Source organism: Sneathiella sp., from assembly GCF_041689005.1.
GTDB lineage: Bacteria > Pseudomonadota > Alphaproteobacteria > Sneathiellales > Sneathiellaceae > Sneathiella.
The window spans coordinates 39,553-61,608 of the sequence record NZ_JBDNHC010000014.1 but is presented as its reverse complement, the minus strand read 5'-3'; the positions used below and the strand labels follow the sequence as shown (position 1 = coordinate 61,608).

Below are 22,056 nucleotides of genomic sequence, written 5' to 3'. Positions count from 1 at the left end.
TCTCATCGCCTGTCAGGGTCAGGGCCACCGCTTGTCGGCTCCCCCGTCATCGGGGTTGCGGTAATACCATATGCCTTTTTGAGGCGTTCACTCGGTTCTGCCTCTTCATTGATCGGCGGCTTCGCCATCAACCGCAGCATATAATAAACACCGGCGCCGAAAAGCGTGAAATATATCACAATAAAGGCGAGTAACGAGATGCCGACCTCGGCGGCATTCAACGAGGAAGCACTGTCTGCCGTTCTGAGCAAGCCATAAACTGTCCAGGGTTGCCGCCCCGCCTCCGTGGTGATCCATCCACAGAGTACTGCGATAAATCCAACCGGGCCTGCCATGACCGCAGCTCGCGCCAGCAAGGGATCTTCAAAAAGCCTGCCTTGCAGGCGTCGTACAATGCTCCAGATTCCAATGGCCAACATGATAATCCCCATCCCGACCATCACCCGGAATGCCCAGAACACAATGAACGTATTGGGACGATCGGCTTTGGGAAAGGATTTCAAGCCCCGCAGCTCCCCATCCCATGTATGTGTCAGGATCAGGGCCCCCAATCTCGGGATTTCAATAGCATAAAGGAGTTTCTCCTTTTCATCGTCCGGAATGCCGAACAGTACAAGGGGGGCGCCCGCAACGTTTTCATAGTGTCCCTCAATCGCCGCGATTTTGGCCGGTTGATATTCCAGCGTATTCAGCCCGTGCTGATCCCCCGCGAACATCTGGATTGGCGTGACAATGGCAGCCATCCACATCGCCATTGAGAACATGACCTGTGCATGTCTGTTTGTCCGAACCTTCAACAGATGATAGGCGCCTACCGCGCCGACGACGAACGCGGTCGTCAAATAAGCGGCGAGCACCATATGGACGAAACGATAGGGAAAAGACGGATTAAAAATGACATTAAGCCAGACGTCCGGCACAAATTGACCCGCCGCATTGATCGTATGGCCCGTTGGCGTCTGCATCCAGGAATTCACTGACAAGATCCAGAAAGCAGAAAATAGTGTTCCCGCTGCGACCATCAGGGTCGCAAAAAAATGCAGTTTCGGCCCGACACGCTTCTGGCCGAACAGCATCACGCCCAGGAAGCCCGCTTCCAGGAAAAAAGCGGACATAACCTCGTAGCCCATCAAGGGACCGATCACAGGCCCCGCCTTGTCCGAGAAAACCGCCCAATTCGTCCCAAACTGGTAAGCCATGACAATGCCGGAGACCACACCCATACCAAATCCGATGGCGAATATGGTCCGCCAGTAATTAAAGGTCCGCATATAGACATTATCTTTTGTCAGCAGCCACAAGCCTTCAAGTACCGCCAGATAACTTGCAAGACCAATAGAAAAAGCGGGAAAAATGATGTGAAACGATATGGTGAACGCAAACTGCATTCTGGCAAGATCCAAGGCACTAATATCGAACATCCAGCCGCTCCGCGTGTTTAAATTCCAATGACATAATAGCATTCGTTCGCGAAATGTCATTGAATTCCACGGGCTTGCGGCAATTTAACGCTTTTTATGTGTAAAAATAGCGATCGCGATATGCGGTATTATATCATCTTATTATGGGACTTGCTTTTAAACACGGCCCGAATGAGTATGAAAGTCGCGCTGCTGTGTAAATTCACAGCTCCGGAAAAATGCTTTTTCGGCTTACTCAGGATGTTCGACATGCCCACATTTGATTTGCTGATGCCGTTTTTTATTGCGACGGCCATATTCGCCTGTATTCCAGGTCCCGGACTGCTTTATGCCGCCGCGAGAACTATTTCAAACGGGCGACAAGCAGGATGGCTGGCGGCGGTTGGGCTTCACCTCGGCGGGTACGTCCATATATGCGCGGCGGCGCTCGGCCTGGCTATTCTCCTCAAGGCAGTGCCCGTTCTTTACGAGGTCGTCAAGCTTGTCGGGGCCGCCTATTTGATATGGCTCGGCTATCGCATGTTCATCTCCAGAAACGTCGTCTCCGTTTCCAATCAGAAAAAAACGCCCCCAGTTTCCCGGAAAGCAATGACCCAAAGCATCGCTGTTGAAATACTCAACCCGAAGACCGCCCTGTTTCATTTATCCTTCCTGCCGCAGTTTACGGATCCAGGGGCCACTTTCCCAATTTGGCTGCAAATCCTCATCCTTGGCACGATCGTCAATTTCATGTTCTCCATTACCGATGTCGCCTGTGTGCTTTTGTCGGCGAAAGCCATGCGGCTGTTTTCTGCCTCTCGGACCGCCAATCGGTTAGCCCACCGCGTAGGGGGTGGAATTTTAATCGCACTAGGCGTGAACCTAGCGGCATCGCGCGGATAAAAGAAAATGGCTATCCTTAAAATAGTTAAATAGCGACTGATTAGTCTATCAGGCAAATTGACTTCAGATCCTGCCTTTCCGCCTCGTTCAAGGCCACCAAAGTAATCATACTATTTACGACCGCTAGATTGAGGTCCTATAAGTGATTAAATCCCGAGACGCGTTTTCATAAGATCAGTTGGTATCGGGTTGTTCCAAATATCAGATTATCTAGTAACAGCGAACTTTTAAACTCACAGCAAATTTGTGATATTTTATGGGTTAAGCAACAGGGTTTCGACATGCGCGAGCCAAAGATTTTTACAACTATTCAATCCTATAGCTGGTCGCTTTTTGCAGCCGACCTGTTAGCGGGAGTGACTGTGGCGATGGTGGCCCTGCCGCTCAGCCTGGCCATTGCGATTGCTTCCGGGGCTGACCCGGCCAAGGGACTTGTAACCGCTATCGTAGCAGGATTTCTGATTTCATTGTTTGGGGGGAGCCGCGTTCAGGTCGGTGGCCCGACAGGAGCCTTTATTGTCGTGGTTTTTGGCGTTATTGCCCAGCATGGCTATGATGGCCTTGTTCTGGCAACGTTCATGGCTGGCATAATTCTGCTTATTGCTGGATATTTTCGCGCGGGAAATCTGATTGCTTTTGTTCCGGAGGCTGTCGTGAATGGTTTTACCATTGGCATTGGTATTATTATCGCGACAAGCCAGTTAAAGGATTTTCTCGGTCTGGCTGTCGATAATGTTCCCGCTGATTTCCTCGAAAAAATCCCCGCCCTTTGGCATGGGCGAGATACCTTCAGTCTGGCAACATTCGCCATTGCGCTTGTCACACTCATTTTGATTGTTGTCCTGCGCCGTATTGCGCCCCGCTTTCCGGGCCTCATCGTCGCTGTAAGCATAGGGTCCGCCTTGGTTATCTTCATGTCATTGCCGGTGGATACGCTTGGCTCCCGTTTTGGGGAGCTTCCAAGCCAGTTACCTTGGCCGCAAATGCCTGACTTTTCACCCTCCCGGATTATTGAGTTGCTACCCTCCGCTTTCATTATCGCTTTCCTGGCTGCGGTCGAATCGCTTCTGTCGGCGATGGTTGCCGACAGGATGATAGAGGGCCACCACAGACCGAATGCCGAATTATCGGCCCAAGGTATAGCCAATATTGCCTCAGCGCTATTCACGGGCCTTCCGGCGACAGGCGCGATAGCGCGAACGGCAACGAACATCAAGGCTGGAGGAAAGACTCCCGTGGCAGGAATTGTCCACGCTGCCGTCATTCTGCTGGTTATGTTATTTGCAGCTCCGCTCGCGAGCTATCTCGCCATGCCGGCCCTCGCGGCACTTCTCGTTGTTACCGCCTGGAACATGACCGAACCACACAAATGGGGAGTATATGCACGCGGCAGTAAAACCGACTTACTTCTACTATTCCTTACCCTGATACTAACCGTCGTTGTTGATTTGACTGTGGCAATAGGTGTCGGTGTTTCAGTTGGCCTTGCTTTGCGTTTAAGTCGGCGCAAGACCGAAGGAAGCGATTGGTCGCCGCCTGAAAGGTGACAGCGAAGGATAATATTTCCTGATAGGGGACAAGTGGCGGTCGGTGAGAGATTCGAACTCTCGAAGGGCTTGCACCCTTACCGGTTTTCGAGACCGGCGCATTCAACCACTCTGCCAACCGACCGCAGGGAGAAACGGCGGGTCAAGGCTATAATCAGCCTGCGGCCTGTCCCGTTTCTCTTGGAGACCGGCTTTTAACGCATGGCATTTGGCGGCGCAAGCGCAGAATAGCCTAAAAACTTTAAAATCAAGCCTGAATCCTGTTGACTTCGCCCTGTCCATGGATATATTGCGGCCTTCAATTGCGGTGCGCGAAGAACTCGGTCTTGGCGGCCTATTCATTATGTTTGAAACGGATCAGCCATGTTTGCAGTGATCAAAACCGGCGGCAAGCAATATAGAGTCGCCAAAAACGACGTTATCAAGGTCGAACGCCTAACGGGCGAAGCCGGCGATGACGTGCAGCTGGACCAGGTTCTGGCCATAACAGGTGACGACGGCGCCTTGTCCATTGGCGCCCCCTTGCTGGAAGGTGCCTTTGTGTCCGCAACACTGCTTGAGCAGGCGCGGGCAGACAAGATCGTCGTTTTCAAGAAAAAGCGCCGGCAGAATTATCGCCGCAAGGCCGGTCATCGCCAGAATCTTTCGGTTCTCCGGATAACGGATATTTCCGCCAAGGGTGCGAAGAAAGCCGCAGAGCCGAAGGCGAAAGCAGCATCTAAGCCCGTCAAGGCTGACACCGCAGAAAAAGTGGAAAAGCCGGACACTGCGCCAAAGAAGGCCGCGCCGAAAAAAGCGGCGGCCCCGAAAGCGGCTGCTAAAAAAGAAACCCCGAAAAAAGCTGCGCCGAAGAAAGCCGCAGCCAAGAAAACCGAGGAGTAAGCTAGATGGCACATAAAAAAGCTGGTGGTTCATCCCGCAACGGCCGTGATTCAGCGGGTCGCCGTCTCGGCATCAAAAAATATGGCGGGGAAAAGGTTATCCCCGGCCATATCATTCTACGCCAGCGCGGCACCAAATGGTACCCGGGCGTGAATGTTGGCATGGGCAAGGATCACACCATCTTCGCCGTTACCGATGGTAATGTTAAATTTACCAAAAAAAGTGGCGGAAAAGTCTATGTATCCGTGGAGCAGCAGGCGTAACGCCTCTCCAAAACGGTTAAGAGATTGAAGAAGGGGAATGGTCCGACCATTCCCCTTTTTTTATTTACACGATAGTCTCCGGGAATTTCTCCGGCAACGCAAACGGTAGGCAGCAGGGTTATGAAATTTCTGGATCAAGCCAAGGTCTATCTTCGCTCCGGCAATGGCGGGCCCGGCGCGCTCAGCTTCCGGCGTGAGAAATATATCGAGTTTGGCGGCCCCAACGGCGGTGACGGCGGGCGGGGCGGCTCTGTCATCATTGAATGCGGGGACAGCCTGAACACGTTGATTGATTTTCGCTACCAGCAGCATTTCAAGGCCTCCAGTGGCGGCCACGGAATGGGACGGGATAGATCCGGGGCGGCGGCTGATGATGTGATCTTGAAGGTTCCTGTCGGCACGCAGATTCTCGAAGAAGACAACGAAACAATTATTGCCGATTTCACCGAAGTCGGACAGAAACTTGTTCTCTGCAAGGGCGGCGACGGCGGGCGCGGAAATGCTGCCTTCAAAACCTCCACCAATCGCGCCCCTCGAAAGATAGAGCCCGGCTGGCCGGGCGAAGAACGCTGGATCTGGCTGCGCTTGAAGCTCATTGCCGATGTCGGCCTCGTCGGACTACCAAATGCTGGAAAGTCGACATTTCTGAGTGCCACCAGCCGGGCAAAGCCGAAAATCGCGGATTATCCGTTTACTACCCTGGTTCCCCAGCTTGGTGTCGCCGCCGCGGGTGAGCGGGAATTTGTCATCGCCGACATTCCCGGCCTGATCGAAGGGGCGTCAGAGGGGATAGGTCTTGGCCACAGGTTTCTCGGCCATGTGGAACGCTGCCGAGTCCTCCTCCACTTGATTGATGGCACTGAGGACGATGTGGCAGGCGCATACCTGACGATTCGCAAAGAACTATCCGCCTACGCTGAATTGCTGGCCGACAAGCCGGAAGTTCTCGCACTCAACAAGATGGATTCACTCTCCGATGAGGAGAAGAAAAAGAAAGTCAAGGCGCTCAAAAAAGTTGCCAACAAACCAATCCAGATGATTTCCGCGGTGACTGGCGAGAATGTGGAGCAGATGCTGTTCACTCTGCTGGAAATTGTAGAAGCAGGTAAAGCCGAAGAACGGGCGGAACAAGAGGCCGAAATGAAAGCGCTTGCTGGTGAAGAACCCTCGACATGGCAACCCTGATTTCCAGATTCACCGACGCGCAACGCGTTGTTGTCAAGATTGGCTCTGCCCTGCTTGTTGACGGCGAGACCGGCAAGATACGGCGTGACTGGCTGACTGCGCTTGGGGAAGATATTGCCCATATGCGCAGGCGCGGCCAAGAGGTTCTTATTGTTTCCAGCGGGTCCATCGCCATGGGGCGCCATGTACTCGGCCTGCGTTCCGGACCGTTGAAACTGGAGGAAAGCCAAGCCGCCGCCGCCGCCGGGCAGATCCAGCTTGCCCATGCCTACCAGGAAATTCTGGCGCTTCAGAAAATTCAGGTCGCGCAAATTCTGCTGACCCCCACAGATACAGAGGAACGGCGGCGTTATCTCAACGCCCGAAGCACCATTGCAACGCTGCTGGACCTCGGGGCCCTCCCCGTCGTCAACGAGAATGACACCGTTGCCACCAGCGAAATCCGCTATGGTGACAACGACCGGCTGGCGGCGCGGGTTGCGCAAATGATCAGTGCAGACTGCCTAGTTCTGTTAAGCGATATAGACGGGCTTTACGACGCTGATCCTAAAACCGACAAATCCGCGAAACTCATTGCCGAAGTGCGAACGCTGGATGATAAAATCCTGTCCATGGCCGGGAAATCACAAACTTCGGTCGGCAGTGGCGGCATGACGACCAAGTTAAAAGCGGCACAGATTACCATGGCAGCGGGCTGTAACATGTTCATTGCCAGCGGCACGATACCTCATCCATTAAGAGCGCTGGAACAGGGAGCCAACAGCACCTGTTTTATAGCCCGCGATACACCACGCAAAGCCCGAAAGAAATGGATAGCAGCCAGCCTTACTTCCCGCGGACGGATATTTGTCGACAAAGGCGCCGAGACCGCGCTCAAGTCCGGCAAGAGCCTGCTCCCGGCCGGGGTAATCAAAATCGCCGGTCCGTTTGAACGCGGCGACCTTGTCACGGTATCGAATATGGACGGACGGGAATTAGGCCGCGGCCTTATTGCCTATTCATCAGAGGACGCAGAAAAGATAATTGGCCATAAAAGTGGTGAGATTACTGAAATTCTCGGCTATTCTGGCCGTGATGAGATGATTCACCGAGACGAGCTAGCGTTAAACTGACCTGAAAAACGGACAATAGTCATGACGATACAGCGGAAAATAAACGAGAGCGAAGCCATTGTCGACATGATGGAGAAACTGGGCCGCAATGCTAAAAAGGCGGCGCGGACATTGGCTCTCGCCCCGACGGAGGTAAAGAACAAAGCTCTTCTGCTGGCGGCGAAGGCCCTGCGCGCGCGCGCGAAAGATATCCTTGATGCCAATGCGTTCGACATGGCTGCCGCCCGGAAAAAGGGTATCTCAGCCGCCCTGCAGGACCGCCTGCTTCTTAATCCGGACCGCATTGACGCCATGGCGTCAGGGCTTGAGGACATTGCAAAACTCCCGGATCCGGTTGGTGAGGTGATTGCCGAATGGGATCGTCCAAACGGACTTGAAATCTCACGGGTTCGCGTGCCCTTGGGCGTCATCGGTATAATTTATGAATCGCGTCCCAACGTAACGGCAGATGCGGGCAGCCTCTGCCTGAAGGCCGGCAACGCCTGTATTTTAAGGGGCGGATCGGAAAGTTATCATTCCAGTCATGCCATCTGGACTTGCCTGCAGGAGGGACTTGTTGCCGCCAATCTACCACGCGACACCATTCAGATGATCCCGACAACCGACCGTGCCGCTGTCGGCGAACTGCTGACCATGTCCGCCTATATCGATGTCATTGTTCCCCGCGGCGGACGCAGCCTGATTGAACGGGTCCAGCAGGAAAGCCGGATTCCGGTCTTTTCGCATCTGGACGGACTGGTCCATATTTACATTGATAAGAACGCCGATGCCCACAAGGCCCATGATATCGTTATTAATTCCAAGATGCGCCGGGTCAGTGTCTGCGGCGCCCTTGAAACCCTTCTCGTAAATCGCGATATTGCCGACGCACAGCTTCCCGGAATTATCGAGGCACTTGTCGGCATGGACTGTGAGATCCGGGGCGATAGCGCCGTGCAAGCCCTTGATGCCCGCGTTACTCCGGCAACAGAGAATGACTGGCGAACGGAGTATCTGGAGCCGATTTTATCTATCAGGATCGTCGATGATCTCGAGGCGGCGATCAATCATATTGAAACATATGGCTCCCATCATACTGATTGCATTATTACCGAAAATGATGCTGCCGCAAAAATATTTGCCGACAGAGTGGACAGCGCCATCGTGCTCAGAAATGCTTCAACCCAGTTCGCCGATGGCGGCGAATTTGGCATGGGGGCGGAAATCGGCATTTCAACCGGAAAACTGCACGCCCGTGGCCCGGTCGGTGTCGAACAGCTCACCAGCTTCAAATATATTGTCAAAGGGACCGGCCAGACGCGGCCTTGAAACGAATCAATGCCGGCACTTAAAATCGGACTGCTGGGCGGATCGTTTAATCCGGCCCACGATGGCCACCGCCATATCAGCCTAACAGCTCTGAAGGTTCTGGCCCTGGATCAGATATGGTGGCTGGTGTCCCCGCAAAACCCTCTGAAGTCCGAAACGGGCATGGCCGAATATGACGAACGGCTGGCATCGGCCAAGGAGGCCGCCCGACATCCGAAGATAAAGATATCCGATTTTGAAAATCGCGCCGGCACCAGCCAAACGGCGAAAACCATTGCGGCCCTCAAAGTGACTTATCCGCAACATAAATTTGTCTGGCTGATGGGGGCAGACAACCTCGTGCAATTCCCGCACTGGTATCGATGGGAAAGCATCATGAATCAGGTTCCCATCGCTGTTTTCAATCGACCCGGTTATAGATATAAAGCCTTGAATGGAATGGTTGCGCAAAAATATAAGGAAAACCGCGTTTTGGCGAATTCGGCGGGAATATCCCTCCGAGCATTTCCGACGATGAAACCTCCCGCATGGACATATCTTCCACAAACTGCTCATAAAGTGAGTAGTACGGAGATAAGAAATTATCGTGACACTGCAGGAAAAGCTTGCTCTTGACTTAAAAAATTCCCAAATTAGGGGAGTAAGTACGTGAGATGATCACATATATGGAGAATAATTGACCCCTATTATGAAAGCTAACAAAGCTGTAGTTGCTAATCTCCGCGATCTCGTTGAAGAAACCTTGAATGACGATAAAGCGGAAGAACTTGTTTCGATCGACCTCGCCGGTAAAACCTCTTTTGCAGATTATATGATTATTGCCAATGGCCGCTCCTCGCGTCAGGTTGCGGCAATGGCCGATCATTTGAAAACGCGGATCAAGGAAGCAGGGTTTGGATCGGTCCGGATTGAAGGACAGACCAGCGGTGACTGGGTTCTGGTTGATGCCGGTGACATCATTATTCACCTGTTCCGACCGGAAGTGAGGAATTTCTATAACCTGGAAAAAATCTGGGCTCCGGATATTCCCATGGAAATGATTAGCTGATTTCTCGCCTTAGGAATTAGCGTAGAGCATACAGGAGGGCCCTATGCGCCTCACGATTGCCAGCGTCGGCAAGTTTCGGGGCGGCCCCTTGGAAGCACTTTATAACGAATATGCCAGCCGCCTTTCTTGGCCGCTTGAGCTTAAGGAAGTTGACGAAAAAAAACCGCTCACCGGCGAAAAACGTAAACGCCGGGAGGCTGAGCTTCTCATGAAGGCAATTCCAGACGGCGCCAAAGTGATAGCCCTTCATGAAAAAGGCCGCGCGATGAGCAGTACGGAATTTGCAAAACTCATGGGACAGCTTGCAGATGATGGGACCCAGAACGTTGCCTTTCTAATTGGAGGCGCTGACGGGCATTGTCAGACGACTCTGCAAGGTGCCGACAGATTGTTGTCCTTGGGTCCGATGACCTGGCCCCATTTAATGGTCAGGGGGTTACTGGCGGAGCAACTCTATCGCGCCACGTCAATCCTCGCGAATCATCCATATCACCGCGCGTGATTATATTGGAAACTTGAGCCCAACGGTATTATAAAGACGCTATCATGACCCATTTAGATACTCAGAGAAATCGCCCTGTCCTACTTTGCATTCTTGACGGCTGGGGACATAGCGCCACCAGCGTTGATAATGCGATCTCAGAGGCCGACACACCGAATTGGGATCGTTTGCTTAAAACCCGTCCGCATAGTTTGCTAGGAACGTCCGGTTCCGATGTTGGCCTGCCTGACGGGCAAATGGGAAATTCCGAAGTCGGGCATATGGCAATCGGCAGCGGCCGAATTATCCTGCAGGACCTGCCGCGGATAAATCAGGCGATCGCCTCTGGGGGATTGGCGAAAAATCCAGAGCTTATAGATCTGATATTAAAGCTGAAAGTTTCCGGTGGCACCTGTCATATTGCCGGATTGCTCTCACCGGGCGGCGTCCATTCACATCAGGATCATTTGTTCGCATTAGCAAAAATTGTTGATGCGGCGGGTGTTCCGGTGCGCCTTCACGGTTTTATGGATGGCCGCGACACCCCTCCGAAAAGCGGTGCCGAATATACAAATACCTTGAATACCCAGCTCAAGTCGCTCAAAAATGCCGAGATTGCCACGATATGCGGCCGGTATTTCGCCATGGATCGCGACTCTAACTGGGATCGGGTGGAAATTGCCTATAACGCCATTTTCAAGGCTGCGGGGCATGTCTTCACTAATCCCGTGGACGCTATTCGGGCCGCCTACGCGGACGGCGAAACAGACGAATTCATCAAACCCTGCATTGCCACCGGATATGGCGGCATCAAGGATGGTGATGGGTTTATCATGGCCAATTTTCGTGCCGACAGAGCCCGGGAGCTTCTTGTTGCCATAACGGCAAAGGACTTCGACGGGTTTAACTGCTGCGCCCGCCCTGCGCTCGCCGGAATAAAGGGGATGGTAGAATATTCAAGTGAGCTTTTAAAGTACGTACCGGCGCTGTTCCCTCAAACGCCGGTTCTCCATACCTTGGGCGATGTTGTTTCTGCGGCGGGGCGGACGCAACTGCGCATTGCCGAAACGGAAAAATATGCTCATGTCACATTCTTCCTCAATGGCGGAGAGGAGCGCTTATTCAAGGGAGAAGAACGTATCCTTGTTCCCAGCCCGAAAGTTGCGACCTACGATCTTCAACCGGAAATGTCGGCCCCCGAAGTCGAACAGAAACTGATCACGGCGATCCGTTCAAACAAATTTGATCTTATTGTGGTCAATTTTGCCAATCCGGACATGGTTGGCCACACGGGAGTGATGAGCGCAGCAATTAAGGCGGTAGAAGTCATCGACGGGTGCATCGGCCGGTTGGCAGAGCAGATTGATGCAGTCCATGGCGTTATGCTGATTACAGCGGATCATGGAAATATTGAAATGATGCGGGACCCGACGACAAAGGGTCCCTATACTGCGCATACCACCAACCTCGTCCCGCTGGTTCTCGCGGTCGGAGAAAAAGCGACGAAACTTGAAAATGGAACCCTGGCCGATATCGCACCCACCATTCTGACATTGATGGGGCTGGATGTTCCGGCGGAAATGACTGGTGTAAGTCTTTTACAAGATGGAGAGGACCTGGAAAAGAATCGTGTTGCGTCCTGAGTTGAGCTTTTTACCCGTTCACCGTATTTTGAGACCGATTACCGTCGCGGTGTTTGGGCTGTTGCTGATTGGCCCCTTTCAGGCTGCTGCAGCAACACCCGATCAAGAGTTGACAGCCCTGCGAGACGAATTGGCTGCCTCGACCAGCAGAAAAGAAAGTTTTTCAGCTCAATTGCAGAATCTCAACAGCGAGATAAAGGCCCTCAAACAAAAACTAGTCATTGCCGCCCGCAATCTTACCGCCGTTGACCAGAACCTTATTGATGTTGAACAACGCCTTGAGGAAATACGACAGGTTGAAGATGATACTCTCGCAGATTTATCGAAGCGAAATATCGAGCTTGCCCATACACTTTCTGCATTGATAAATCTGAGTCGCCAGCCAGAAGGAACCTTGATGGGAAATCCGGCAGGCCTTGTTGATAGTCTGCGGGCATCGGCGCTTTTACAATCCATTCTGCCGACCCTCAAGAAGAATGCGGATCAACTGTCGCATCAGTTGGAATCGCTAGCCAGCCTGCGAGAGCAGTATGCTACCGAGAAAGAAACCTATATATCGTTGCGCGATCAGCGGGTTACGGATCAAGAAGAACTGGATAGCCTGCTGGCAACCAAAAATACGGCGCAGGAAAAAATAGCGATGGCCAGTAAGTCTGAACAGGCACGGCTTGAAAAGCTGACGGCCAATGTTCAGGATCTAACCGATTTGATCGGCCGGTTAGATGAAGAAAAAAAGCGTCAGGCAGCTCTCGACAAGGAGCGCCTGGAACAGGAAATTGCGCGTAAAGAACTGGAACAGCGTCAGCGACAACAGGAACTACAGGCCAAAAAAGCTGAGGTTCCTCTTTCCTCGCCCCCTGTGCCCGTCCCAGCGAAACCACCTAAAGCAGCCGAGCAGATGGCCAGCGTCGTACCATTCCAACATTTTTTGGATGCCAAAGGTACCCTTCCTTTACCAGTTGGTGGTAGGATAATTTCAAAGTTCGGTGAATCATCCGCCTCTGGGCAGGAAAAGGGAATTGTTATTGAATCGAGGGCGGATGCTGCCGTTATCTCTCCGTTTGACGGGGAAATTGCGTTCGCCGGTCCGTTTCGGCATTACGGGTTGCTGGTAATCATCGATCACGGTGATGGTTTCCATACATTGCTTGCAGGTTTGGGATCAATTGTTGCCACCACCGGACAACTGCTTTTAGCCGGTGAACCGGTTGGACAGATGAAAAACAGTAGTAAAGAAAAACCAAGACTCTATATGGAACTAAGAAATAACGGCGCGCCCATTAACCCCATCCCCTGGTTAGTGGCTACGAATAGAAAGGTCAGTGGATAATGAGAAATGTTGTGACAGGTGCTTTGGCAATAGCAGTGCTAGTATTGTCTTTCGCCATTATAACCACACCTGATGATCGGGTCGAGGCGAGTTCGGAAACCTACCGTCAGCTGAATTTGTTCGGTGATGTATTTGCAAAAATTCGCGAAGACTATGTCGAGGAAGTAGATGATTCGAAACTTATAGAAGCCGCCATCAACGGGATGCTGAGTTCACTTGATCCGCATTCAAGCTACCTCAACCCAAAGAATTATGACGGCATGAAGGTGCAAACCAAGGGTAAATTTGGCGGTCTGGGCATCGAAGTTACCATGGAAAATGGTTTGGTGAAAGTCGTGTCGCCAATCGATGATACGCCCGCTGCAAAAGCCGGCATACTCGCAGGCGACTATATTACCCATTTAGATGGCGAAGCAGTTCTCGGCCTGACCTTGGCCGAAGCCGTCGAAAAGATGCGCGGACTTGTCGATACGGATCTGGCGCTTACTATCCGCCGCGAAGGGGAGAAGGACCCTATTGAGGTCACGTTGACACGGGCCATTATTACAGTGCAGTCCGTTCGCGGGCGGCTCGAAGGCGACGATATAATATATGTCCGCATTTCCAGCTTTACGGAACAGACCGACACGGGCCTTCGAAAGACGGTTGAAAAGCTGAAAGCCGAAGCGGGCGCTGACTTCAAAGGGTTGATCCTTGATCTTCGCAATAACCCTGGTGGATTGCTTGATCAGGCTATCGCGGTTTCGGATGACTTCCTGGAAAAAGGGGAGATCGTTTCGACACGCGGTCGGAGAAGTGAGGACGCCCAGCGCTACAATGCAAAACCTGACGACATCATCGATGGCAAACCAATCATCGTCATGATAAATGGCGGATCCGCCAGCGCCTCGGAGATTGTTGCTGGTGCTTTACAGGATCACAGCCGTGCGGTTATTCTTGGCACCAGAAGCTTCGGCAAGGGATCAGTGCAGACAATTGTTCCCCTGCAGGGAAATGGCGCCATGCGTATGACGACCGCACGCTATTACACACCGTCCGGCACATCGATACAGGCAAAGGGGATTACGCCGGATATTGAAGTCGAACAGGCGAAACTGGAAGTTGTAGAACGCGTCACGGGCAGGTCGGAAGCGGATCTGCGCAACCATTTGGTAAATGGCGGCGAAGTCACGCCGACGGTGGATGAAAATGCTGCCGTCGAAAGTCCTAATGAAAAACTTGATTACCAGCTTCTTCGGGCAAAGGATCTCTTAAAAGGTGTCTGGTTGTTTGCCAAGAAAGATACCAAATAAACGTCAGATAAGGCTCGGGGTCGGGGCCCTGAATTCCATATATTTTGATTTCAGGCCCCGATTTTGTTGATAAGGCCGGGCTATTGCAGAATGTAAATAAAAGCCGCGTACCAAAACCGACTCCCGACAGCCGGGTGTCGGTTCTGTTTGTTGTCTGCTTTTTGGTCATCCTTGCCGTCATCGGTGTTAGTGGATGGTTTTATTTGAACGAAAGCCTGCGGACCAGACCGGAGGCAGTAACGGCCCGCGCTGAAATTGAAAAGCCAGTAGCGGTTACACCACCAATCGAACCGGACAAGCCCGTTTCTGAAGTAGAAAGGAAGGCGGAGCCCCAAAGTTCCGTTTCTAAAATTCCGGATATACCTCCTGCTCCACCAATCATAGCCGCGACACCGCAAGCCGATACGACTATTCCGGATGCGGGCCAAAAGGCAGAAGCTGTAGACAATCCTTTACTAACTCAAAAGGCAGATATCCCTGGTCCGCTAATGGCCGAACCGGAGATTGAACCGTCGCCAATTCAGGAAGAGAGCGCGACCGAGAGCGAGGCCAAAGTTATCACTCCTGATCTAAATCCGGCGACAAAGCCTTTCGATAGGGAATCGCCAGAAAAGCCGGCGGCCACAGTGCTAACGCCGACGACTGACCAATTGCCCACTGCCGACAAGACAGCCCCCTCCACCGAACCACTGGCAGAGCCCCCTCTCCCCGAGGACGTCCCGGCGTCCGATGAAACCGCTGCATCTGAACAAATTGTTGAAAAGAAAATCGAACCGCAGTTACCGGAGACGGCCGCTAATATTGAGAAAGAGCCGATCTCAGAGAGTGAGCCGGAAGCGATGCTGCCGGAGGTGGTCGTGCAGGCGTCACCTTCGGAACAAGATGATAAAACAAAAGACGTAACCCGGAAAGATGAGCAAGGTGAGGCTACGCCCCCCGAAGTGACTGCAATGGATGATGATGCGCCTGCAACAAGTGAGGCGGGCGACACGCAAACGCTTTCTGTTGAGCCGACAAAGGTGCCGGACAGGCAACCGCAAAATGACTTGGAGGGGAGTTCCACATCAACGGCAGTGGCAGCGCCGGAGCCCGCAAAAACACCTGCGGCCACTGAGCCCCTACTCGCGCAAAAGCTGCCTTGGCAGGAAAATGCCCAGCCTTTTGAGGATCCTAAAAATCTCCCCCGAATTGCGATTGTCATCAGTGAAATGGGCGTAAGCGACACCTATACCAACGCTGCGATCAAAAATCTGCCCGCGAACATGACGCTCGCCTTTAACCCTTACGCCCGAAATTTACAGAAGATCGTGACCGAGGCGCGAGACGCTGGGCATGAAGTTCTTCTTCAATTGCCAATGGAACCGAAAGGCTATCCAGCTTACGATCCGGGGCCGCATGCCTTATTGACAAATCTCTCTGCAAAGGAGAACCTCGCCCGGCTGAATTGGGCATTGGAACGATTTACAGGCTACGTTGGCATAACAAACCAAATGGGGTCGAAATTTACCGCTTCGGCGGAAAACATCCAACCGGTTCTCGCCGAGGTAAAATCCCGCGGCCTGCTGTATCTCGATAGCCGAACTGCCAGTGACAGTGTCGCAGCGTCGATTGCCCACGCCTTGGAAATTCCAGTGGCAATAAACAATCGTTTCCTTGATCACAAGGCGAATGGCGAGACAATCGATGCCCGGCTGGAAATATTGGAGGAGATAGCGAAACGAACCGGCTCTGCGATCGGTATCGGATATCCGCATCCGCTTACGTTCGAACATCTACGCGCCTGGGCCGCAACCTTGGCTGAAAGGGGGATCGTATTGGCGCCGATTTCAGCCCTCGTAAACAGACAGGAAATCAAATGACGGAGCCCAAAACTCTTCCCTATCGGCCGTGCGCCGGAATGATGGTTATCAATGACAAAAGCAAGGTTCTGGTCGGACGACGTCTGGATATGGTGAGCGAACATTGGCAAATGCCGCAAGGGGGTATCGATCCGGATGAAGACCCTCTGGAGGCAGCCTACCGTGAACTTGAAGAGGAAATTGGAACGCGCAATGTCACTTTATTGCACCGTCTCGATAACTGGTTGACCTATGATCTGCCGGACAACCTCGTCGGAAAGATCTGGAAAGGCAGATACTGCGGGCAGCAGCAGAAATGGTTTTTATTCCGGTTTCTGGGAGATGACGGAGAGATCAATATTAAAACCGTCCATCCAGAATTTTCAGAATGGAAATGGGCAGATATTAACGACCTTGTGCATCTGATTGTTCCATTCAAACGTGACCTTTATGAAACAATCGTCAGAGAATTTAAGCCCCACATCTAGAAATACTCTGAAACTCCAATGCCTAAAAACACAATTTGTGGAAAAAAATATCGGCATTTGAACTAAAACCCACAATATTTAGTTTTTCTTTTTTGTTTAGTAAAATTTGCTTCTTAACTGGGTTGTCTTTGCATTTAAGTTACGCGTATAATATTAACTAATTGTTAATCATATTTAGATTTCTAGTTAATAAATATGGTTAATTTGTACGGCGGCTGGGGAAGGTACTGTAAGAAGCCCGGAGTTGTAAATATTTTAGATGTAGTAGGTTGCAGAAAGCCGCTACTACCTATACTGTTTTAAGTATTTTTTAGTAATCGTATAGTGAGCGTGACATGAAACATTATGAAGAGCTTGCGGGCGGAGAAGGTAGACGCGTTTTCTACCGCGCCGAACGTTTCGATGCTAAAACATTGATGAAAAGCATTTCTCCTGTTGTAAATGTTGATAACGAAACTTTTGATTTGTTTGATATCAGCATGAGCGGCATCAGCTTTGTCAGTCCCGAAAACTCTTCATGGCTCGATGAGATGAATAGGGATGTTCCGCTTAAGCTGAAACTCGGGACGACTGAAATTTTTATCGGCAACGGTAAAATCCGTCGTATTGAACCCCATGAAAACCAGCATAAAATCGCTATTGAGCTTACAAAAGGATTTCTGGATATCCAGAAAATCCTCGAACAACATGATGACCTCGCCCTACAACACACAATTTCTAGCGGCCTGTCTGACCACGCCCATCTTGTTCCGGGCGAATATAAGCAGGCGATCGGGGACGCCGTCTACATGCTTCGATCCGCACGGGAGTTGTTAGAAAAAGTCGAAAAAGATTTAGGGCGCAATGATTCTCGCGGTGAAGATCGCATAAAGGATATTGTCCTCGCCTGCGAGGAAAAGGCCCTGGAGCAGTGGCGGGAGATATCGAAAACCTGTCTGAAAATCACGCAGGCACTTGACGGCGATACACTCGCTATTGCCGCGACAAAACGCTATACCGAGCTATTGTTGACGCCCGAACTCATGGCGGGCGCCAGTTGGAACCGAGCGTATATGAAACCCCTCGGATACCCGGGCGACTATCAGGTTATGAATTATGCCTATAATCTGGTATTGGAAGGTGCGACCGCATACGAAAAATTCTGTCATCGTCTCGGGACATCGACCGGCGAATTTATTGCAACTCGCATGACGATGACCAAACAGATGATTGCCAGTTTAAGTTCACGCGCGTCTGCAAAAGGGCAAAAATCGTTTAATGTTGCCAGTCTGGGATGTGGCCCGGCACAGGAAGTCGCAAATTTCCTGAAGTCTTCTCCTTTGCCGATATCGATTAATTTCACCCTGATTGATCAGGATCATGATGCGTTATCCTATGCGTATAAAAGCACGTATCCGGAAGTCTCCCGGCTTGATGGAAAAGCGTCGGTAAAATGCCTGCATGCAACCTTTCTTGAGTTCTTGGCAACGGGAAAACTGTTCAAAAAGCTGGATAAGCAGGACCTGATCTATGCAGTAGGGCTCGCGGATTATCTAGGCGCAAAGCGTGGAACGAAGCTTGTCACCGATCTCTATGCCAATCTTGTTCCCGGCGGCACCCTGCTTATTGGCTGTATGCGAACATCGGACGAAAGTCTCAGCTGGCAGGTAGAATATGTGTGCGACTGGACGTTGGTCCATCGTGATGAGCAAGAAATGCTGGAATTGACGAAAGAGCTTGAAACGAATGCAAAGCGTGAAGTTGTGGTGGATTCAACCGGTCACTGTCACCTGCTCATTATTACGAAACCGGAATAGTACTTTCTCAGCGAGACACTTAGCCGCGCGCCCGTTTCTGTGTATCCCCAGTACGGGCGTGGTGTGGGATGGTAATCCGTTTCTTCGGAAACTCAACGATTACACTTGTTCCCTCGCCAAGGCGGCTGTCTAGCTTGATACTGCCTTCATGTAATTCCATGATATTCTTGGATAGTGGCAAACCGAGACCTGTCCCTTCATAGCTGCGGGACATGGAGCTTTCGATCTGGACAAAGGGCGCGAATACCTTCTCGATATTTTCCGGATCAATTCCGATACCGGTATCCGTGATCTTGACCTGCAAATTACCATTCAACTGTTCCTCAAAACCTATTCGTACCGAGCCGCCCTTATGGGTGAATTTAACGGCATTTGAAAAGAGGTTTAGGAATACCTGGGCCAACAAACGTGGGTCACCCTTTAACTCGTAGTTTTCAGTTGGAACGTCAAATGATAACCGGACACCCCGCTCCGCCGCATGATCTCGGATAATTCGTAAAGTCGAGTTCACGACATCTGCAAGCGAAACGGCACCCTCTTGCAAGGTCAATTTGCCAGCTTCTGCTTTCGACAGATCGAGAATATCATTGATAATACTAAGAAGATGTTGCCCGCTGACATTGATATCCTTTGAATATTCTTTATATTGCTCCTTCCCGAGAGGACCAAACATCTCCTTTTCCAGAATTTCGGAAAATCCGATAATGGCATTAAGGGGCGTTCTCAATTCATGCGACATGATCGCCAGAAATTCCGATTTCGAGTGGTTCGCGGCCTGCGCTTTTTCCGCCAGTATATCACTTTTCACGCGCTCATCCTCCAGGAGCCGCATATTCATAAAGTCACGACGCTGAGCCAGTTCCTGGAAATACGCCGCGAAAACACCCATACCGGCCGCAGATAACAGGAAGAAATCATTTCCGAGCAAAATCAACAACGGTATTGGATTCAAAATGACCGCTGAAATATGATAGGAAATAATTAGACAAGCCGTTACAGAGGTCGCATACAAGAATCTTGTAGGCGGCAGACAACAGCAAAATATAATTAGCGGCGTCAGGCCGGCATAGTACAAATAATTGCCGGGCTGGTCAGAAATCGCCGTCATCACGATAATACTGAGACCCGATGCAAGCATGCAAAAAGCAGCCCCAGCCTGGGCTATCCTAGCATAATATTTTGTATAGGTAAGAAACAGCGTAATTAGGAAAATCGGGATGGCGACCCCAAATCGAATAAAAAATGCCGTCTCAAAAACTTCAGGAATCACATAGAAATCAAGAATGGAAAAGCAACCGTAAATCAATACGGCAGAGAGAAGAGACAGCCTCATCACGGCACGTGACCGGGCAACCGCTGTATCGTTATAGGCACTCTCGACAGCATTATCTACAAATCGCAGCGAAAGCCTGCGAATAACTGTTCCGTTCATAACGGATTCAATCGTAGATAAATGTCCTAAGAAAAATTGCAATTTTACCGCCAACGCATCCATGCATTTAAAATTTCTGCAATCTGCAACCTATAGAAAGGTGGTAAAGATTTTATTAATCCTTAGCTAAAATGATCTTGTTTAATTCTACAGGTAAAAAAGGAATTAAAAGCATAATATCACCTTCTGTTCCATAAGGTCAGCTTTTACTTTACTTCGTTCTTGGTCGGAAATATTTAGAAATCCATTTGGGATGATAGAAAGACTTCTCCTCTTCGACGAGATGTACAACCTGGTAAAATCGCTCTATTATTTCTGTGGAAGAGGCACCCATAATAATTTCCTTTAAAGCATTTTTCACGGAAAGCCCGAACGGTTTTGGTCCTATCGTCATTGGGTAACGGAAATCCTGACCTAAGGCGAGCCCCCAAGGGGTCGCAAATATATGGCGTAGAGACTGAAAATATCCCATTTTCAGAGCTTTCAGGCTTTTCGTATCAGCAAAATTTGTACTTTCAGCCAGATGCGACAACGACTTTGCGGACAACGCAGCGACACTCATCCCCTGCCCAAATAGCGGGTTTAAACTGGCGTTTGTATCCCCAACCGGCAAAATGCCTTTAGGGAACCTCGGCAAATCACCGTAATAGCGTCTCTGCCCATAAGGAAATTTGTGGATTTTGATGGGGGTAAGAATTCTGGCATCTTTTACCGCCTCATAGATGTCCGGTTGAGGCAGGGTCTTTGCGAACGTCATATATCCGTCAATATCCGCAGGCGGATGATCATTATGATATCCTGCAAGTGTCAGCATCCATCTGTCATCCTCCACGTTAACCAGGGTCGCCCCTCTTACCTCCTCCGGTCCTTTCGGATAAATCAGGATACTCTGCCAATCTCTTTCTCCGGCTGGCAATTCCATCAGGCAACTTGCATACCCCAGATCAACCTTGACCTTGTCTACCTTAACGGCCCCAAAACCATTTCGGCTCAGCCAGTTTGGAAACAGGCTGCCCCGCCCTGTCGCATCGATAAAGAATTCCGCATTAAGAGTTTCTGTCGTTCCGTTGTCACGCTCGACCACCGCCGCGACAATGCGTTTTCCCTCCGCATCCAGCCGATAATCCTTCACCCGGCATCCCGTTATGAATTCGACATTAGATAATTGCCGCACCTCGTCACGAATGCACCGCTCCAGTAACGATCGCGTTTGAAATGAGATCGGGAGGGGTCCGCAAAATCGCGGCATCCATTTTTTATTTATATACCACCGCACGTCCTGACAAAAATCACACGAAACGGCACCTCGCTCTTTTAGTCGTTTCGGCAGGTTCGGAAATAAATGCGTGAGGGCGTCGCTACCGCCTTTTAAAAGGCCATGAACATGATTGGCCTGCGGCGTCCCCTTCCTGACCTCTCCATGTTGATCAAAGGCATCAGGTTCAAGGATCAGAATCTTTTCAAATTTCCCCGATAATGCTTTCGCCGACGCGAGACCGGCAATACTGCCGCCTGCGATGATCACCGTTTTCATCTTCTCAACTATGACTAACCCTCAAAATTACGTTCAAAACCGTAGCTTGGAATGAAAACTGTACTACATTAATTTCCCGATCCAGCGTTCAGACATAAAAAAGAGGCCCGTCAGGACCTCTTTATACGCGTGAAATTCACCGGCTACTCTAGTTCAGAGCTTCCAGAAGTTGCTGGAGATGATCCCTGTTTTCGATGGCACGACGACGGGTCTCATCATCCTTAGCATCTTCTTCGTCTTCGCGGGCATTCTGGACACGTTGTTCCAGGTCTGCACGGTTTAGATCAGCGACGTAGATAGCTTCTTCCGCAAGAACAGTGAGTTTGTCATTTGAAACCTCAGCAAAGCCGCCGTTTACAAAAATCCGCTCTTTTTCCTTATCACCTTCATAAATGCTGATTACACCGGGGCGCAGTGTGGAAATAATGGGTGCATGCCCTGCAAGCACCGCAAAATCACCCTCTGCACCTGGTACAACAACCATTTCGTATTCGGCCGAGAGCATAAGCTTCTCAGGTGACACAAGGTCCATGGTTATCATTTCGGCCATCTAATTATGCACTCCTTCAGGCAG

Annotated in this window: 20 protein-coding genes and 1 tRNA gene; 16 read left to right on the top strand and 5 right to left on the bottom strand. The window is 50.9% G+C overall.

Features of this window, described 5'->3' with window-relative positions; genetic code table 11:
- Window positions 1-2: 2 nt before the first annotated feature.
- Entirely contained in the window at window positions 3-1,421 is a 1,419-nt protein-coding gene (locus ACESNI_RS01660; RefSeq protein ID WP_373084360.1) for a cytochrome ubiquinol oxidase subunit I, read from the bottom strand.
- Between the two features lie 249 nt (window positions 1,422-1,670).
- Here ACESNI_RS01660 and ACESNI_RS01655 point away from each other — a divergent pair, with 249 nt between their 5' ends.
- Together ACESNI_RS01655 and ACESNI_RS01650 are read left to right on the top strand one after the other, a co-directional pair.
- Complete coding sequence (locus ACESNI_RS01655) at window positions 1,671-2,303, top strand: LysE family translocator (RefSeq protein WP_373084358.1); 633 nt, start codon at window positions 1,671-1,673, stop codon at window positions 2,301-2,303.
- Window positions 2,304-2,584: 281 nt separating this feature from the next.
- Window positions 2,585-3,850: a SulP family inorganic anion transporter gene (locus tag ACESNI_RS01650; protein WP_373084356.1), complete on the top strand. Its 1,266-nt coding sequence runs from the start codon at window positions 2,585-2,587 to the stop codon at window positions 3,848-3,850.
- Between the two features lie 34 nt (window positions 3,851-3,884).
- Here the strand turns inward: ACESNI_RS01650 and ACESNI_RS01645 are convergent.
- Window positions 3,885-3,974 (bottom strand) — tRNA-Ser (locus ACESNI_RS01645).
- A 239-nt stretch (window positions 3,975-4,213) separates the two neighbouring features.
- Here ACESNI_RS01645 and rplU point away from each other — a divergent pair.
- The 14 genes from rplU to ACESNI_RS01575 all read left to right on the top strand — a co-directional run bounded on the left by rplU (window position 4,214) and on the right by ACESNI_RS01575 (window position 18,516).
- The gene (gene rplU, locus ACESNI_RS01640) at window positions 4,214-4,732 is read left to right on the top strand and encodes a 50S ribosomal protein L21 (RefSeq protein ID WP_373084355.1); all 519 of its coding nucleotides are present in this window, start codon (window positions 4,214-4,216) and stop codon (window positions 4,730-4,732) included.
- 5 nt (window positions 4,733-4,737) lie between these two features.
- Window positions 4,738-4,995 (top strand): 50S ribosomal protein L27, encoded by a 258-nt coding sequence (gene rpmA / locus ACESNI_RS01635; RefSeq protein ID WP_373084353.1) that lies wholly within the window; start codon window positions 4,738-4,740, stop codon window positions 4,993-4,995.
- A gap of 120 nt (window positions 4,996-5,115) precedes the next feature.
- Entirely contained in the window at window positions 5,116-6,180 is a 1,065-nt protein-coding gene (gene obgE / locus ACESNI_RS01630) for a GTPase ObgE (protein ID WP_373084351.1), read from the top strand.
- Window positions 6,168-7,292, top strand: coding sequence for a glutamate 5-kinase (proB, locus tag ACESNI_RS01625; RefSeq protein ID WP_373084349.1), 1,125 nt, complete (start codon window positions 6,168-6,170; stop codon window positions 7,290-7,292). Before obgE ends, proB begins: the two co-directional genes overlap by 13 nt.
- Window positions 7,293-7,313: 21 nt before the next feature.
- Window positions 7,314-8,600, top strand: a complete 1,287-nt coding sequence (locus ACESNI_RS01620; protein ID WP_373084347.1) for a glutamate-5-semialdehyde dehydrogenase — start codon at window positions 7,314-7,316, stop codon at window positions 8,598-8,600.
- 9 nt (window positions 8,601-8,609) lie between these two features.
- The gene (locus tag ACESNI_RS01615; RefSeq protein ID WP_373084345.1) at window positions 8,610-9,215 is read left to right on the top strand and encodes a nicotinate-nucleotide adenylyltransferase; all 606 of its coding nucleotides are present in this window, start codon (window positions 8,610-8,612) and stop codon (window positions 9,213-9,215) included.
- A gap of 73 nt (window positions 9,216-9,288) precedes the next feature.
- Window positions 9,289-9,648: a ribosome silencing factor gene (gene rsfS / locus ACESNI_RS01610; protein ID WP_373084343.1), complete on the top strand. Its 360-nt coding sequence runs from the start codon at window positions 9,289-9,291 to the stop codon at window positions 9,646-9,648.
- Between the two features lie 43 nt (window positions 9,649-9,691).
- Window positions 9,692-10,150, top strand: a complete 459-nt coding sequence (rlmH, locus tag ACESNI_RS01605; protein WP_373084341.1) for a 23S rRNA (pseudouridine(1915)-N(3))-methyltransferase RlmH — start codon at window positions 9,692-9,694, stop codon at window positions 10,148-10,150.
- A 44-nt stretch (window positions 10,151-10,194) separates the two neighbouring features.
- Complete coding sequence (gpmI, locus tag ACESNI_RS01600) at window positions 10,195-11,772, top strand: 2,3-bisphosphoglycerate-independent phosphoglycerate mutase (RefSeq protein WP_373084339.1); 1,578 nt, start codon at window positions 10,195-10,197, stop codon at window positions 11,770-11,772.
- The gene (locus ACESNI_RS01595) at window positions 11,759-13,102 is read left to right on the top strand and encodes a murein hydrolase activator EnvC (protein WP_373084337.1); all 1,344 of its coding nucleotides are present in this window, start codon (window positions 11,759-11,761) and stop codon (window positions 13,100-13,102) included. The genes gpmI and ACESNI_RS01595 overlap by 14 nt, the downstream gene beginning before the upstream one ends.
- On the top strand, window positions 13,102-14,394 hold the full coding sequence (locus ACESNI_RS01590) for a S41 family peptidase (RefSeq protein ID WP_373084336.1): 1,293 nt from the start codon (window positions 13,102-13,104) through the stop codon (window positions 14,392-14,394). Before ACESNI_RS01595 ends, ACESNI_RS01590 begins: the two co-directional genes overlap by 1 nt.
- Before the next feature lie 83 nt (window positions 14,395-14,477).
- Entirely contained in the window at window positions 14,478-16,253 is a 1,776-nt protein-coding gene (locus tag ACESNI_RS01585; RefSeq protein WP_373084333.1) for a divergent polysaccharide deacetylase family protein, read from the top strand.
- Window positions 16,250-16,720, top strand: coding sequence for an RNA pyrophosphohydrolase (locus ACESNI_RS01580; protein ID WP_373084331.1), 471 nt, complete (start codon window positions 16,250-16,252; stop codon window positions 16,718-16,720). The genes ACESNI_RS01585 and ACESNI_RS01580 overlap by 4 nt, the downstream gene beginning before the upstream one ends.
- Window positions 16,721-17,055: 335 nt before the next feature.
- Window positions 17,056-18,516: a PilZ domain-containing protein gene (locus ACESNI_RS01575; RefSeq protein WP_373084328.1), complete on the top strand. Its 1,461-nt coding sequence runs from the start codon at window positions 17,056-17,058 to the stop codon at window positions 18,514-18,516.
- Between the two features lie 19 nt (window positions 18,517-18,535).
- Here the strand turns inward: ACESNI_RS01575 and ACESNI_RS01570 are convergent, their stop codons facing one another.
- From ACESNI_RS01570 to ACESNI_RS01560, 3 genes are all read right to left on the bottom strand, one after another.
- The gene (locus ACESNI_RS01570) at window positions 18,536-19,948 is read right to left on the bottom strand and encodes a sensor histidine kinase (protein WP_373084326.1); all 1,413 of its coding nucleotides are present in this window, start codon (window positions 19,946-19,948) and stop codon (window positions 18,536-18,538) included.
- A 211-nt stretch (window positions 19,949-20,159) separates the two neighbouring features.
- Entirely contained in the window at window positions 20,160-21,482 is a 1,323-nt protein-coding gene (locus tag ACESNI_RS01565) for an NAD(P)/FAD-dependent oxidoreductase (RefSeq protein ID WP_373084325.1), read from the bottom strand.
- A 148-nt stretch (window positions 21,483-21,630) separates the two neighbouring features.
- Window positions 21,631-22,032, bottom strand: coding sequence for a F0F1 ATP synthase subunit epsilon (locus ACESNI_RS01560; protein WP_373084323.1), 402 nt, complete (start codon window positions 22,030-22,032; stop codon window positions 21,631-21,633).
- Between the last annotated feature and the right edge of the window lie 24 nt (window positions 22,033-22,056).

Excerpts from the sequence above, each read along its gene's own strand:
- ACESNI_RS01660 (WP_373084360.1), bottom strand. The coding sequence starts at position 1,421 with ATGTTCGATATTAGTGCCTTGGATCTTGCCAGAATGCAGTTTGCGTTC.
- ACESNI_RS01655 (WP_373084358.1), top strand. The coding sequence starts at position 1,671 with ATGCCCACATTTGATTTGCTGATGCCGTTTTTTATTGCGACGGCCATA.
- ACESNI_RS01650 (WP_373084356.1), top strand. The coding sequence starts at position 2,585 with ATGCGCGAGCCAAAGATTTTTACAACTATTCAATCCTATAGCTGGTCG.
- rplU (WP_373084355.1), top strand. The coding sequence starts at position 4,214 with ATGTTTGCAGTGATCAAAACCGGCGGCAAGCAATATAGAGTCGCCAAA.
- rpmA (WP_373084353.1), top strand. The coding sequence starts at position 4,738 with ATGGCACATAAAAAAGCTGGTGGTTCATCCCGCAACGGCCGTGATTCA.
- obgE (WP_373084351.1), top strand. The coding sequence starts at position 5,116 with ATGAAATTTCTGGATCAAGCCAAGGTCTATCTTCGCTCCGGCAATGGC.
- proB (WP_373084349.1), top strand. The coding sequence starts at position 6,168 with ATGGCAACCCTGATTTCCAGATTCACCGACGCGCAACGCGTTGTTGTC.
- ACESNI_RS01620 (WP_373084347.1), top strand. The coding sequence starts at position 7,314 with ATGACGATACAGCGGAAAATAAACGAGAGCGAAGCCATTGTCGACATG.
- ACESNI_RS01615 (WP_373084345.1), top strand. The coding sequence starts at position 8,610 with ATGCCGGCACTTAAAATCGGACTGCTGGGCGGATCGTTTAATCCGGCC.
- rsfS (WP_373084343.1), top strand. The coding sequence starts at position 9,289 with ATGAAAGCTAACAAAGCTGTAGTTGCTAATCTCCGCGATCTCGTTGAA.
- rlmH (WP_373084341.1), top strand. The coding sequence starts at position 9,692 with ATGCGCCTCACGATTGCCAGCGTCGGCAAGTTTCGGGGCGGCCCCTTG.
- gpmI (WP_373084339.1), top strand. The coding sequence starts at position 10,195 with ATGACCCATTTAGATACTCAGAGAAATCGCCCTGTCCTACTTTGCATT.
- ACESNI_RS01590 (WP_373084336.1), top strand. The coding sequence starts at position 13,102 with ATGAGAAATGTTGTGACAGGTGCTTTGGCAATAGCAGTGCTAGTATTG.
- ACESNI_RS01580 (WP_373084331.1), top strand. The coding sequence starts at position 16,250 with ATGACGGAGCCCAAAACTCTTCCCTATCGGCCGTGCGCCGGAATGATG.
- ACESNI_RS01575 (WP_373084328.1), top strand. The coding sequence starts at position 17,056 with ATGAAACATTATGAAGAGCTTGCGGGCGGAGAAGGTAGACGCGTTTTC.
- ACESNI_RS01570 (WP_373084326.1), bottom strand. The coding sequence starts at position 19,948 with ATGAACGGAACAGTTATTCGCAGGCTTTCGCTGCGATTTGTAGATAAT.
- ACESNI_RS01565 (WP_373084325.1), bottom strand. The coding sequence starts at position 21,482 with ATGAAAACGGTGATCATCGCAGGCGGCAGTATTGCCGGTCTCGCGTCG.
- ACESNI_RS01560 (WP_373084323.1), bottom strand. The coding sequence starts at position 22,032 with ATGGCCGAAATGATAACCATGGACCTTGTGTCACCTGAGAAGCTTATG.